This is a genomic window from Undibacterium paludis (assembly GCF_022568815.1).
Taxonomy (GTDB): Bacteria; Pseudomonadota; Gammaproteobacteria; order Burkholderiales; family Burkholderiaceae_D; genus Undibacterium.
In genome coordinates, this window is record NZ_JAKZHX010000020.1 from 65,152 (window position 1) to 79,131 (window position 13,980).

Consider the following 13,980-nt stretch of genomic DNA (forward strand, 5'->3'; position numbering starts at 1 on the left):
GGGATTAGGGGATTTGTGTTGTGAGGAACTGAGGCAGAAACAAGCTGAAGGTGTGCTTGCAAAACTCAATGACTGCCATCACATGGCAGGTTTGATCAGGCTGGCCGCTTTGCCGCTGCAACCAGGTCATTGAACAGGCCGCTGACATAGTGCCAGGCCTGTTCGATTTGGGCTTCTACGTCAGGTTAGTGACAATGAAGTAACGTATGATCAGGGCCTTGTTACGACTTGCTGTTACGCGAGCGAGATTTTCTATATCAAGCATCAGTTCCATCATTTGGTATTTGTGTTACTGTTTTTAAGATAATTTAAATGTTGTATGGTCCAGCGTTGTCTTTTATCCGAGAAACTGGCACGCCATCTTGAATGCGCTCGTCCCCAACGCATTTCATCAAGATCCTCTTCATATTCAAACCACAAGCTAGTCCCGTCATGTCCCATCGCGACAACAGTATGTGGATCTGGCGGCCATTGCGGATCAGCCGCAGTGAAAAGCAGAAATTGAGATCTCAAACTGAGCTTTGATGGCAAAGCCATCCAGGTGTCACTCTCAGGGATGTAGCGATCGGCAACGACTTTATCATACATCTCATCAATAGGCCCATCCCAGTCAATATGCAAATACCGTAAGCGATACCGCAGACCATTTTCTGATGTGCATGAGAAATTTCTCGAAAATCGTTGACTGAAACTCAGTTTTTCATCCATTTATACACTTTCCCCCCTAATTCCTTGCCACTCTCACTACCAAAATAGCCCCCAATAGCACCACCAAGAATCCCAGCGCCAATCACCCAGCCTGGTGGTGTTGCTGCCAATGCACCTATACCCAATACCCCCAGACCGGCACCCAGTGTTGAACCACCGGCCCCACCCAGAATGCCACCGGTTTCTTGAGCGGCAACCTGTCCTTTAAGCTGTTCTGGTGCATCATGCACATTTCTACCCGCCGTATATAAACCTAAGCCAGTCCCGGCAACTCCACCCACTTTGCCAAATATTTGCAGGTATTTGATTGACCCTCGACTAGAACCAGATTTATCAGCCACGGTTCTGGCAAGATCAAAAGGTTCAGGATGCTCAGGGCGATACTTGCTAAAATACTGCTCTGGAGTCAACGATTTATCAATCATATCAGACATCCTGGCCCCGCCCCAGGACAGCTTTTCCCTAGTTGCCAAACGGATTTTCGCACGATTCTCTGAAGCACTGTACGCAGCCGCGTTGGCAGCCTCTATGTCATTGGCAAGTGCCGCCGCGTTAACCAAACCGACTGCTTTTTTCGAATTATCGGTAATCGCCTTCTTGTATTGATCACGCTGCAATGCATCCCAAATCCCCAACATGCCCTGTCCCGCCGTTTGAGGAGAGCGAGAAACAGATACATCTTGCACATCAGGACTGGCACCACTACCCACCTTTACCAAATCACTTGGGAGATAAACTGGAAAATACGCTTCGTTTTCCGCTCCATTTATCGGCACACCATACTGCCGTGCGACATTGCAGGACTGTCCAGAGTTGCGCAAACGTTCTGCAAGCTTTGCTTTCACATAATTGGGGTCGCCATCTTTTTCCGTCTGCGTACTTTTCCATAAGTATCCATTAGTCAGTGGATCGCTATGTGCAGCCTCATCAATGCGTTTCTGAGTGAAGTAAGCATCCCTGGACAAGAATTCATTCAACTGTCGCCGACTCATATTTACCTGATGCAAACTGTCAATATCCGGACTGTTGATCACTTTGCTCACTGCCAAATCATGCGGACTACCCATGCCATTCAGATTGGCATACTGAATCAACTCACCAGCACTCGGCGTGTAGCCATAGTTTTTCTTGAACAGCGCTGTCATGGTGTCACCCGTACGACTCAGGTCTCGTTTGTCAAAGTCCCCAGTTTCATATCCTGCTTTTTCTGATCGCAAGAAATTGGACTTGGCCAGTTCAGCATCGCCATCTATTGCTCCCCGCCCTGACAGGGCGACAGGGGCCACTGCGTCGCCGTTGTCAGGACCAGGTAAGTGGTAGCCAAAATCACGCTGTGCCTCTGTATAACCAGGTAGGATTCCGAGAGCAGGCAGGGGATTACCTTGCCTAAATAAAGCATTGTCATAGTTACCCAATTGCAGGTCTCTATACTGTCTGGCAAATTCAGAATCATCTTCGTCACGGTTGTAAAGCATTTTGTCCTCTTGATACGGGTTGTGGCATGCTCTTGCATGCCACAGCTGGTTTAGGTGATATGCATCAACAGCGCAGGCGAACACCATCCTGCCTGTCGGCATTTTTTAAATAAATTAGGGATTTTTTGTTGTGAGAAACTGGGGTGTGCGAATCAACTGAAGAGCTGATCGTGAACCTCAGTCACTGCCATCACATGGCAGGTTTGACCAGGCTGGCCGCTTGGTCGCAGCAACAAGCTCATTGTGCAGCATGACGGTCCTTTAGATTTTGTATTGACGGGTGATCGTGATACCGTTGATGGAGTTGACGTAACCACGCACCGTGTCAGCCACGGAATGCGGTATCGAGTCCGGCGAGGGGGTTGTCGCTGCCTGTCATTGCGGGCTGAGACTGGTGCTGCACCTGGCTTGTTGCCACAGATGCTGGTATTGCTGGCAAGCTGTCGCTGAAGCTATGATCTTCGATTGGAGCGTGCTGACTGGTTTTTACTGGCAGTAAGCCCGCTCGTTTAGAAGTAATGGCGAGCCACATGAGCCCCACAATCGTATTTTTTTATTTACTCTGGAAAGAAAAAAAAGCCGATCCAGTTCTGAATCGGCTTTCAGGAAATCACTGATTTATAGTGCGAATGTAGACAAGTCCTTACTATTGCACCTACGCAGCATGATACAAATTTGACAGGTAACTCGTCCCTGCTACATACAAGTCAAATCTCGCCTTTGTGACGAGACCAAACCCCGTTTACAGTTTTGCGGGGCAATCCGGCTCGACTTCATATCCCAGAGAGAGATACAAATGCCCAAGCTTCTTTTTCCCTTCCTGCCTGATCAAGTGCATTCCTTCAGCACTATAGCAAGTCGAGACTGTTGAAATTGTTTGTTCATCAGTAACCTGATAGTTTTTCCCTTTCATCTGGACATTAATATTTTTCCCGATAACGGCAATACCGATAAATGGGTCAGGATAATTCACAGGGTTAATGAATTTCATGCGATAGACATGCACCTTTCGTTCAGACAGATTATCACTGGAAAAATCGTCGGGATCTGCTTGAACTTCCTTTTCAATGATGGCTTTGGCGCAACAGGACTGCTTCCCTCCTTTTCCGACAACTTCAACCTGGACTTCATCTGCTTTTGATAAAGAAGATGGGGTAAACAACAGCGGCGGTTTTCCAGGAAACACTTTTGCAATTCCGTCTGAAGTGGCGGCCACACACATAGAATAAGAAGACAGCATTCCCAATGCGAGTACAAACGTTTTTTTCATATCCATTATCTGACCAGTGTGGTTTATCTGAAATTAATTTATGAACCCCAAATCATCCCATGCAGATTAAGGATTACTTTCTTTTACTGTAAGGGAAGATTTACGCTAATTGCAAAGCGCGACATATGTGATCTAATCATTGATGACCAAATCGAACGGGGGCGCCCCCCCAGCAGATCGAAATCAAGCTCTATGATTTGCTCTCACTCGTGTTACCTGGCTTGCATATGAATTGAATATTTTTCTCTTGCGCGATACTCACAAGAAAATTCTGCAAATTATTGCCTGCCGTTTCGCATGTAGGTTTGTGCGTACTTTGCAACCAGCAATCAAGCTGTCCTTTTTTTGTCGAAAAACAGTGCAGTTGTTCTTGCGAAGAATCATCCGTCAAGAGTGTCACTACCGTATTCTTCTCATATTTCAAAGACTTGGAAGTTGATTTTTCCTTCAATGCAGCATCAAAATCAATGCTGGTCTTTTCATCCAGGGTCAGACTATATTGAAGTGCTGTCTTTTCTTCTTTGACGACCTGGTTACTGCTTACAAAAAACAAGAAAATAATCCCCGCCAGGACAACGGGTGTTCCTATGAACCAAAACAGTGGCCAAATCCATTTATTTTTTCTTGTACTCATATGCTTGCTTTGCCCTCTCAAAAGCTTTTTCGTCATTATCTTTAAAAATGTACCAGAGATTATTTGGCTTACCTACTCTGGTATTTAATTCGGCCATATCCTTGGATGACAAAGTTACTCCAGGCATAATTGGCATTTCAACATTTTGCCCAACACCCCACGTTAACATTTTGATTTTATTGCCTATTTGAACCGGTGCACGCGTTACAATTCCGTCTCGCATCGCATGTCCAGGTAAGGTGATATTGACAAGCGCATAGTTTTCGGGGTCAAGTGCCTGAACAATATTATTGCCGCCAGTCAATCTCTGTGCCTTCCCTGTTTCGGCCTTCCCTTGTTGTCCTGGCGCGCCGTTGTACAGAAGTCCTTCATTGTATATATTTGGAATATTGCACCATTTCTCACTGACATCACAACTAGCGGGAGAAAGTTCTGCATAGTTATGATAGGTGCTACGTGGTTTTGAGCGATCACCAAATGCCTGAGCATACTGAACAGGAAAGCTATCTCTTGGAAATGCATTGTACGGGATTGTTACTGGAGCGTTTTTTCCTTCACGGCTAAAATAAAGTAATTCTTTTTGGTCATCCTCAGCTCGATTTGCGAAAAAGCGATCCATATCCAATGATTTTACTGCAGCACTTGTAGATCTTCCTAGATTTACCAGGCGCAATTGCTCATCCTTCATTGCATATCTGACGTCCTGATTTTTTTTGAATTCAGTATTTCTTGACCAGAAATCATTTAACTGCGATTGGCTGACTTCAGATTGATGCAAGCGCTCCAGGCTTGGAGTGCCTATGACATGATTCACACTCAACTCGTGTGGGCTATCCATGCCATTCAGATTGGCATACTGAATCAACTCACCAGCACTCGGCGTGTAGCCATAGTTTTTCTTGAACAGCGCTGTCATGGTGTCACCCGTACGACTCAGGTCTCGTTTGTCAAAGTCCCCAGTTTCATATCCTGCTTTTTCTGATCGCAAGAAATTGGACTTGGCCAGTTCAGCATCGCCATCTATTGCTCCCCGCCCTGACAGGGCGACAGGGGCCACTGCGTCGCCGTTGTCAGGACCAGGTAAGTGGTAGCCAAAATCACGCTGTGCCTCTGTATAACCAGGTAGGATTCCGAGAGCAGGCAGGGGATTACCTTGCCTAAATAAAGCATTGTCATAGTTACCCAATTGCAGGTCTCTATACTGTCTGGCAAATTCAGAATCATCTTCGTCACGGTTGTAAAGCATTTTGTCCTCTTGATACGGGTTGTGGCATGCTCTTGCATGCCACAGCTGATTTAGGTGATATGCATCAACAGCGCAGGCGAACACCATCCTGCCTGTCGGCATTTTTTAAATAAATTAGGGATTTTTTGTTGTGAGAAACTGGGGTGTGCGAATCAACTGAAGAGCTGATCGTGAACCTCAGTCACTGCCACCACATGGCAGGTTTGATCAGGCTGGCCGCTTTGTCGCAGCAACCAAGTCATTGAACAGGCCGCTAACGTAGGGCCAGGCCTGTTCGATCTGGGCTTCCATGCCCAGACTGGTGGCGATGAAGTTGCGTACGATCATGGCCTTGTCATTACCTGATGTGGTGGGAATGAGGTTTTCTATATCGAGTATCAGTTTCTTGATCTGTTCTTTGTGCTCGGCCAGAAAGGCGATGATCTGTAACAGGGTGGTGGCAATTTGCAGCATGATGGTCCTTTAGATTTTGCATTGATGAGTGACGGTGATACCGTTGATGGAGTTGGCGTAGTTACGCACCGTGTCAACCACGGAATGTGGTATCGAGTCCGGCGAGGGGGTTGTCGCTGTCTGCCATTGCGGGCTGAGGCTGGTGCTGCACTTGGCTTGTTGCCACAGGTGCCGGTATTGCTGGCAGGCCGTCGCTGAAGCTATGATCTTCGATTGGAGCGCGCTGACTGCTTGCTGCCGGCAATAGACCGGCTCGTTTAGAAGTAATAACGGGGAGCACGACGCCAACCAGGGTAACAACACCAACAGCCAGACCATTGAGCTGCTCTGGCGTGATAGCGACATGGACGCCAAAGGCATCGCCGAACTGGGCCAGCGCGCCCATTGCTGCGGCCAGGGCGGCAACCGAGATGCCGCCGTTTTTCCAGGCTTCCACATTACTGACCTCGCTTCCTTTGCGAAACAGGTTGATGACTGCATTGACTTTTTCAAACATGATCGCTCTCCCATAAAATATTGTTTGCCAGGCGATTCATCCAACCGGCGCCAAATGTGGGCCAGTTGGATAACTTGGTATAGAACTTGATACGATGGACCAGCATGCGTCTGGCCAGTTTGTCCGCATTATTTTTGCCAACTGCGGCCAGGGTGACAGGGCCGATGATCCCGTCTTCGGCAACATCGAGAGCGCGTTGCAGCAGTCTTGCAGCCGTACCTGCACCACAATTGACAGCACAGTCAAAGAATTCAAAAGCGACGGCCAGCGGCAATTGGTCCAGTTGATTGGCGTCCCAAAAGTCGCGCCTGTAGAGTGCCTTGGCCTGCTCAACCGTGAGCGCTGCAATATCGAGTTTAGGGTAGCTGCGCTGGCTGATGCCAAACCTGGTCAGCTTGCCGGCATCAAGCGGATGATTGCTGGTGCCGCCTTCACTCTTTAGTACGGGGGCGATACAGATATCGAAGTTATTCATGTTTGCTTTCTTTCAGTCGTTGTTCAGCTTCCTGCTTTTGTATCTCGGCAGTTTGCAGACTCACCCAGCGCTGCCGCAGCAGGATCAGGGAAATGAGCAGACCGATGAGCATGGATGCAATTGACAGGTAGCCCTGGATTTCAGCGATGGCACTCAGGGGTGCAATGGCGGTGGTGACTGCCGGCACAACGAGTGCGGTTTTGGGGTTGTTGGTGATGGCCTCTGCCAGATGGCTGGCAGCGGCTTCGGTGTGATCGGGTATGTTCATGAAAAATCTCTTTGAAAAATTAACCCACAATTACGTTGATAGTTTCTTCATCTGGTGAATGTGGTGAGTAAAGTGAATCCGCCAGCAATGACTAAATCGCTTGGTCGAGGAAGGTGGGCTCTCGAAAGATTCAGGCAAGGCAGATGACAGGCGTTTTACCGTACCTGCGCTCGTACTACGAGTGGCATTAACCATGCAATGAAAAAACCCGCCTGAGCGGGTTGTTGTCGTACCTGACTTATATTTTATGCGTGCCTGAAATAGCGAAATTTAACTAACTTCTTTCTGGTACTAAGCTGCGCATAAGATATTGCGCATTTGATGCCGAAGAAAGAATCACAAAGACGACTTCACCTGCTGTACCCATCTGAGATTTCGCCGTCTGCCCCAGATCCTGCTACAAAATCATAGGGTCGAGTCCGCCAATCGAAGAAGTACTTTCTGCCGTCGAAACTGGGCTTTTCAGGATCAGCCTGCAAAGCGCGTCGCGAAGGATCTGTATTATTTTGTGCGGAGAGTAAGGCCACTTGCTGATTGCCCAATTGGAATGGGTAATCACGTGTTACCGCACCAGGCATCCTGCCATTATCGAATGCCAATCTGTTACGTAGTACGCTCTGTTGTAGTTGCCGATCTTTTGCTGCCTGCAAGGTATTTTGGTAGCTTTGCATCGCTCCACCCAATGCCTGACCAAGCGATACCGGTGTGCGGGACGGTCCTCCTGCCTGCAGCAGCGCCATCGCGGCAGCCATTTGCGCTTGTGATTGCGGGTCATCTTGATCTGAAAATATGTTTAGCAAACCCATTTTTTACTCTCTAAAAAGAAGCATACAAGTCATTAGGGGTTAATCCTTGACTATTCATGAAAGAAGTATTGTTAGATAGAAACTGACCGTTAGCGGCATTAAAATTATTATTGCTAAACTGCTTATACAACTGCATACCAGCCATCGCCCCACCAAGCAAATTCGATCCAGTATTCTGATACATGGGCGCACTTGACACTGTGCTGCCATTCAATCCCATATATGGCGCAAGCAGGCTATTGACTTTAGCAGCCCGGTTAATATCGTAATCATTCTGGTTATTGGCAAATGCGTATTGCTGATTTGCCAGATTCGCCAGCAATCCAACACCCGTTGCCTTGTTTTGGCTATTCAACTGCGCCATGTTGAACAGGGCGTTGGCGTTGTACTGATTGGCAGCCTGCTGGTTGTTCAGATTGGCCAGGTTCATTTGCTGGTTGCCCTGATACTGCATGCCATTGGCATTATTGATTGCGCTGGCATTGAACTGGTTGTTCTGCAGCATTTGTGCAAGGTAGTTATTACCCGCACCAGCATTGAACTGTCCCGCCTGATTCATCATCTGCGCATTGGAAAGTCCAACCTGGTTCTGGGCGGCGGCATTCGATCCCGCAACGCCATATTGCTGACCAGACAGGCCGGACATGGCGTTGAGCTGGTTTTGTCTGTCCTGGCCGTATGCCTGGGCCTGGGCCTGTACGGCAGCATCTGTCTGATTTTGAGCAACCTGCGACAATGCCCGGCTCATGTTGCGTGTCAGCGCATCTGCAGCTTTGCCTTCTGCAATGCCCTGGCGAGATCCGCCATACTGGCCATGCGCAATCGCATCACCACGCAAAGAAGGCAGGATGTCTTCCTTGAACTGACGCATGGTATCGCTTTGCAAATCCTGAAATTGTGCCGAGCTCTGGTTCAGGCCTTTTTGAATCGCGCCAGCCAGATAAGGGTTGTTGCCAAGCTGTCCGTAAATAACATCGTGATATGCCGGGTTCAAATTCAAGTCGTTCTGGCCTGGTGCATTGATCAGGTTGACATTGGCAGCCTGGGCATTATAAGTCTGCGGTCCTTGCACACCGCCAGGGAAAGCAGATTGCGCCACACCAAGAGGCGTCGTGTAATTACTGCGTGCTGCCTGCATTTGGGGAGCAATACCGTCACTCGTCGCTAATGCCCAGGCAGTGTTTCGCTGTTGCCCCATGTCATAGGGCAAGTCATTGTTCAGGTAATTGTTGTTATACTCGTTAAAGTGCTTCAGTCCTGATATCTGAGGCTGATCAAGCAGGCCTTGATACCGGGCAAGAAGCCCCTGCTTTGGCTGTTCATAATCAGAATCCGCATAAATGGGATTACCGCTTTCATCTGTGCCGCTTGGCTTCGCGCCTGGCTTCAGAGTCTTTTCGCCTGAGCCAAATAAAATGGCAGCGATACGTGGATCAAGTTGCTGCTGTTGAGTGCTGGTTTGCTGTTGTTCCCCGGAACTACCATTAAGTAAATGATTGCCGACGACGCTGACCACTGCGCCTGCTACTGCTGACCATGGCATAAAACCTCCTGACTTGCTTTGTGCGACCGTATGCATACAATGAGTGCAATTCGATCACGTTGTGAATGATTTTCAACCCAATGTGGACGACTGTTGTTGAACCAGTAGACATCGCCGGGTTGAGGTTCGATAATGCCATCCTCAAAACAGAATAAGGCTCCCTGGTCGTTCTGGACCGGGATGTAGTATTTCTCGTAATATTTTGCGTGCCAGCCCATATCAACGTGGGGGGCAATTTTTCCACCCGGAGGTATCTTGGTTATTAAGACCCCCCCCAATCTCTCGCCCTCAACATGGGACATCAACCAGGAAACAATGGGACGGACTTGTGGTAATGCGGTCGCTTCCGGGTACCAGACTGAATCATGTTCATCGTTGAATTTCTCCGGATCTCTCTTCAAGTTTTCATATGCATTGTAACGAACCCATATGTCTGTCATTTGCTGATGGGGCGAAGCATAGGCATCTGACCTGGAGGTTCTATTTCCAAATAATTCAGGTTGACGAATCAGCGCCATTTGCAATGGCTGCACATTGATGTCCTGCGCTATCTTCAAAAAATTTCGGCTCATGATGCAATTGCTACCTTATCTATTTTTTCAACATCCGTTTCTTCTGTTTCATGTACGCAAAACCAGGTCACATCGTCTACGGCAAGTATGGTGTGTTCTTCTCCGGCCCTGATCATGACAAACGCTGGCGCCGAATATTCTGTCTCGATACCACCTACCTTTACTTTTGCCGTACCACGGTACAACATGCTTACGTGGTCATAGGCATGTTTATGGGTAAGTGCATAGTGTTGTGCCGGCAAGTGCATTTCCTTGGCATACAAACCGGTGGAAAAATGATGTTTGATACCAAGATCAATATTGATACTCATGACATGGCCCTCATAAATTTTTCCATGACTGCGTTCTTGGCTTCGGGTGTTTTTCCAGGTGCATTCTGAATTGTTTGCACTATTTGTTGAACAAATGCCTGCTTTTTCTCTGGCGATGCTTTTTTCATTTTTTTGATGGCTTGCATTACTTGCGCCGGGATGCCATCATTCGTGTCAATTCCCTTCCTGTGAGTTAGCAATCCCATACCTGCTTTTGTTTCTAAAGTTCCAAATAAATTATTCATTTTTTATCCCAAAAAAACCCAGGCCGAAGTTGCGCCTTTGTAGTAATACACACCAACACCGGAACCCGGATTCCAGTTAATGCCATCGGCATAGCGTATGTCACCGTCCCTCGGCTTGACTGGCGCTACCGCCGTCTTATCCAGGTGCCCTAGTGAGATCGCCGCCATGCTGCTGGCAATTTTCTGTAGTTCAGAGGAAAAAAAACGCTGCATGTCTGCAGCGTCTGTCGGTACTAGCCCTGGTGCATAGGCAATCGTATTAAGATTGTTTGCTCTCACCATGCCCCCGTTGTTTCAATATCCAGATCAACCGAATCAAGTCGCCACTGGAAAGCGGAACCTGATGCATAGCGGTGCGCGATGTAGCGACCGCTGGCAAACAGGTCAACAGCCACGGTTGATCCTATGGTGTAGGTTCCTGACACCCAGGCAGGTTCATCGTAGGGAGTGTTGGCATAACCGACACTGACAGTCACGGTTTCCCCCTTGTTGCCAAAAATACGTGGTCGCACCCCCTTGACCAGCTTGATACTTTCCGGTGTATCAAACGACAGGCCACGCCGCTCCAGAAACGCATTGGGTACCGCGCCGTTAAATGAAGCAGAAGCGTCAAGCATGTAGAGTTTCTGGTCATTCGATGCCATGACGACACGCGCCGTGTCCGGCGTATAGTCAGGGCCGCTCCAGAATGTCAGGTCAGAATCCCATGAATCGGAATCCTGGGCCCAGGTGCCACCAAGGTCATTGGAGACCGCACCATAACTGGCGTGATTGACGTTGGGCAAGTCACGAAAAGAGACCGTCTTGTCCACGAAATTGTAGACCATGGCCTTGTCACAGACATTTGCCCCTATCGACGGGTAAGCCAGGTAAATCTCGTTGAGGAACGGGTTCTTGAATACGAACACATTGCCACGGCTGTTAACGTCTATATTCTGGAAAAAATGCCGGCGCGTCTGTTTGTCCAGCACGGATGTTGCCGTCTGTCCATCGTGCACGATTACATCTGAACCTGTGGCAACGAAGTGCCAACCGTCAAATTCAACGGCGCAATTACGGTTGAGCATGCCGGACATGCCAAGTATCTTGGAAAACCGGAACACGGATTGTCCGCCGACATAATCCATACGATGCGTGGAGTTTTCTGTATAGATGATGAAGGAATCACGCAGGGACAATCCATCGACGATGGGGCTATTGGCTTCGGCAAGATCCGTTTCGCCTGCATCCCTGGTCGCATCAGTCGCATCCCAGCTGGCCGGGAAGGCTCCAGGGTCGGCAGGATGTGACCATTTCACCAGGAAAGGTTTGTTGACTGCGCCTACAGTCAGATTCATGGCGACCAGAAAGTTCTTGTACGCCCGCAAGGACTTGCAATAGGTATTGGCCGGCCAGTTGGGCAAGTCAACAAATTTATTGGCAGGGTTAAGGTCCCAGCACATGGGCACCTTTACGTTATCACCAACATTTAACACTGGCAAACCCGACAGCAAGGCATGTGTCCATTGATTGACGATACCATTCCTGGGCGTAGCATGCGTCAGATCTGTGTGCGTGACAATTCCGCCTGCATAAGTCACCGCATGTGATTTGGCGGCGCTCATATATACCCAATAACGATTGCCTGATATGGTCACTGGCAGCACATACTGGGGCACCGTGGGTGGTGAGTTATACACTTCACCATGTCCATAAAACTGATAAGCATATCCGTCAAGAAAACGGATATTGCGAGCATCGGTCCAGGCATTGACTGGCAATTCATGCTGTGACAAATCCTTGTTGACACCGAATTGCCCGACATTTTGTATTTTAACGAGAGCCATATGCGCTTAATAATCCATAACGGTTTTGAGTATTATTGGCTGGTTGCTGCTGTCCAAATCCCTGCCCCTGATTCAGCAGTCCCCTGGGCTGTTGGAAACTGTTCTCAAAACCGCCGCCATACGGCGCGACTTGATTTGCCGCCCCCCATGACATGAATGGAGTCTGGTATTGTCGTCCCCATACCGGTGCAGCACTGCCATCAGCTTGCGCTGTTGGCTGAAATCGATTCCAGTTAGGCTGTCCATTCGGGAAATTCTGATTTCCATTCTGGTTGCTACTCGCCGTTGACTGAGCATTGTTAGTTCCCCAATACTGACCTGCCTTGGGCTGACTTGGGCTTGCCCAATTTGTATTGACAGCCTGGTTGTAAGCTGCTGTTTGCTGAAACGGCTGTAAATACGGATTTTGCGGTTGTGGTTGCTGGGGTTGAGGTGCTGCCTGTTGCCATGGAAAGAACTGCTGCATCTGCTGTCGCTGCCCAGTGGACAATCCCTGCAATTGTTGCTGCAAATATGCCTGCTGGGCAGAATTGAGGCTGCCATAGCTTTCTATCCGTTTTTGCATATCCTGATAGGGGTCGCCTGAATACATGCCCGAAGATTGCAGGGGCGTATAGCCCATTTCATTGGCAAATGTCTGCATTTGCGGTGACGCACCGTATTTGCTGGCCTGTGCCTCAAAAGTGCCAGAGCCTTTCTTCCAGGCGTCAGGCCCTTGCTGGAAGTAATTGAGTACATCCAGATCTGCCTGGTTACCCTTTCCGCCAAATACATTCCTGTTTGCCGTATCCAGTACACTGTCCTGGGTATAACCATAACCATTCTGTCCTGCCAGTTTCAGCCATTGTGCATCCTGGTCGTTGACTTTTCCCTGGATGCCGGCATCCTGACTGGCCTTGAGATAGTCATAACGAACCTCTGCCTTTTGCGCATCACTGAAATTGGCGCCGGCACCGGCGCCATTCATGAGGCCGCTGATGAAGGCTGCAGAACTGTTCAGGTTGAGAAAGGGATTGGCATCTCCCATGACATAGCGACCATACTTGTTTTTAAGCTGTGACAGGTAGTCACCATTGCCGCCAGACTCAAAATTCGATGACCTTGCCAGGGAGTTCGTATTATAAACGGGCTCATTTTTTGCACCAGACGCCCCGGATGCAGAATTTGGATTGGATCGGGCCTGTCCAGTACCGGCATCTACAGGTAATTGCCCGGCGATATCACCAGCGCCAACCGCTTTGCCATTAGCAAGATTCTGTGCTGCTGCGATCTGGAATGCATTGTGCGCAGTATCATAACCTTTATTTCTGATTTCATTGTTCCAATAGTCAATGCCAGCCTGATCACCTACGCGACCAAATGGTGTATACCAGTCCGCAGATTGATTGCCAGCGCCCTGACCGGAAATGCTGTCCGCGCCGACGCCCTTGCCACTCACCATATTCTGCACAGCCGCGGTGAGAAAAGCACGGTGCGCTACTTCCTCCCCCTTGCTCGCAATTTCCTTGTCCCAATAATCCATCCCGGCCTGGTCACCAACTCTGCCAAAGGGGGTGTACCAGTCGTATGAATTATTTTTCTTTAACTGATTGCCAGACTTGACCGGATCACCGGCAATCCCAACAGTATTCGTGCTTGTTGCCATGTCAAAC

At 48.7% G+C, this 13,980-nt stretch carries 17 protein-coding genes; all 17 read right to left on the reverse strand.

Features of this window, described 5'->3' with window-relative positions:
• Window positions 1-273 precede the first annotated feature (273 nt).
• The gene (locus tag LZ463_RS26280; RefSeq protein ID WP_241459285.1) at window positions 274-708 is read right to left on the reverse strand and encodes a hypothetical protein; all 435 of its coding nucleotides are present in this window, start codon (window positions 706-708) and stop codon (window positions 274-276) included.
• A complete protein-coding gene (locus LZ463_RS26285) occupies window positions 693-2,183 on the reverse strand; it encodes a hypothetical protein (protein ID WP_241459286.1) in 1,491 nt (496 codons plus the stop codon). The genes LZ463_RS26280 and LZ463_RS26285 overlap by 16 nt, the downstream gene beginning before the upstream one ends.
• Window positions 2,184-2,925: 742 nt before the next feature.
• Window positions 2,926-3,459 (reverse strand): hypothetical protein, encoded by a 534-nt coding sequence (locus LZ463_RS26290; protein WP_241459287.1) that lies wholly within the window; start codon window positions 3,457-3,459, stop codon window positions 2,926-2,928.
• A 184-nt stretch (window positions 3,460-3,643) separates the two neighbouring features.
• The gene (locus LZ463_RS26295; protein WP_241459288.1) at window positions 3,644-4,087 is read right to left on the reverse strand and encodes a hypothetical protein; all 444 of its coding nucleotides are present in this window, start codon (window positions 4,085-4,087) and stop codon (window positions 3,644-3,646) included.
• Entirely contained in the window at window positions 4,068-5,333 is a 1,266-nt protein-coding gene (locus tag LZ463_RS26300) for a hypothetical protein (protein WP_241459289.1), read from the reverse strand. Before LZ463_RS26300 ends, LZ463_RS26295 begins: the two co-directional genes overlap by 20 nt.
• A 207-nt stretch (window positions 5,334-5,540) precedes the next feature.
• Entirely contained in the window at window positions 5,541-5,786 is a 246-nt protein-coding gene (locus LZ463_RS26305) for a hypothetical protein (protein WP_241459290.1), read from the reverse strand.
• Window positions 5,787-5,859: 73 nt separating this feature from the next.
• On the reverse strand, window positions 5,860-6,282 hold the full coding sequence (locus tag LZ463_RS26310) for a hypothetical protein (RefSeq protein ID WP_241459291.1): 423 nt from the start codon (window positions 6,280-6,282) through the stop codon (window positions 5,860-5,862).
• Window positions 6,275-6,757: a glycoside hydrolase family 108 protein gene (locus tag LZ463_RS26315; protein ID WP_241459292.1), complete on the reverse strand. Its 483-nt coding sequence runs from the start codon at window positions 6,755-6,757 to the stop codon at window positions 6,275-6,277. The genes LZ463_RS26310 and LZ463_RS26315 overlap by 8 nt, the downstream gene beginning before the upstream one ends.
• Complete coding sequence (locus LZ463_RS26320; RefSeq protein WP_241459293.1) at window positions 6,750-7,025, reverse strand: hypothetical protein; 276 nt, start codon at window positions 7,023-7,025, stop codon at window positions 6,750-6,752. The genes LZ463_RS26315 and LZ463_RS26320 overlap by 8 nt, the downstream gene beginning before the upstream one ends.
• A gap of 350 nt (window positions 7,026-7,375) precedes the next feature.
• Window positions 7,376-7,831 (reverse strand): hypothetical protein, encoded by a 456-nt coding sequence (locus tag LZ463_RS26325; protein ID WP_241459294.1) that lies wholly within the window; start codon window positions 7,829-7,831, stop codon window positions 7,376-7,378.
• A gap of 10 nt (window positions 7,832-7,841) precedes the next feature.
• On the reverse strand, window positions 7,842-9,374 hold the full coding sequence (locus LZ463_RS26330; protein WP_241459295.1) for a hypothetical protein: 1,533 nt from the start codon (window positions 9,372-9,374) through the stop codon (window positions 7,842-7,844).
• Window positions 9,356-9,946, reverse strand: a complete 591-nt coding sequence (locus LZ463_RS26335) for an aspartyl/asparaginyl beta-hydroxylase domain-containing protein (RefSeq protein ID WP_241459296.1) — start codon at window positions 9,944-9,946, stop codon at window positions 9,356-9,358. Before LZ463_RS26335 ends, LZ463_RS26330 begins: the two co-directional genes overlap by 19 nt.
• Entirely contained in the window at window positions 9,943-10,257 is a 315-nt protein-coding gene (locus LZ463_RS26340; RefSeq protein ID WP_241459297.1) for a hypothetical protein, read from the reverse strand. Before LZ463_RS26340 ends, LZ463_RS26335 begins: the two co-directional genes overlap by 4 nt.
• Entirely contained in the window at window positions 10,254-10,502 is a 249-nt protein-coding gene (locus LZ463_RS26345; protein WP_241459298.1) for a hypothetical protein, read from the reverse strand. Before LZ463_RS26345 ends, LZ463_RS26340 begins: the two co-directional genes overlap by 4 nt.
• A 3-nt stretch (window positions 10,503-10,505) precedes the next feature.
• Window positions 10,506-10,784 carry a hypothetical protein gene (locus LZ463_RS26350; RefSeq protein ID WP_241459299.1) on the reverse strand — a complete coding sequence of 93 codons (279 nt, stop codon included), beginning with the start codon at window positions 10,782-10,784 and terminating at the stop codon, window positions 10,506-10,508.
• Window positions 10,778-12,328 carry a hypothetical protein gene (locus tag LZ463_RS26355; protein ID WP_241459300.1) on the reverse strand — a complete coding sequence of 517 codons (1,551 nt, stop codon included), beginning with the start codon at window positions 12,326-12,328 and terminating at the stop codon, window positions 10,778-10,780. The genes LZ463_RS26350 and LZ463_RS26355 overlap by 7 nt, the downstream gene beginning before the upstream one ends.
• The gene (locus tag LZ463_RS26360; RefSeq protein ID WP_241459301.1) at window positions 12,315-13,973 is read right to left on the reverse strand and encodes a hypothetical protein; all 1,659 of its coding nucleotides are present in this window, start codon (window positions 13,971-13,973) and stop codon (window positions 12,315-12,317) included. Before LZ463_RS26360 ends, LZ463_RS26355 begins: the two co-directional genes overlap by 14 nt.
• Window positions 13,974-13,980 lie beyond the last annotated feature (7 nt).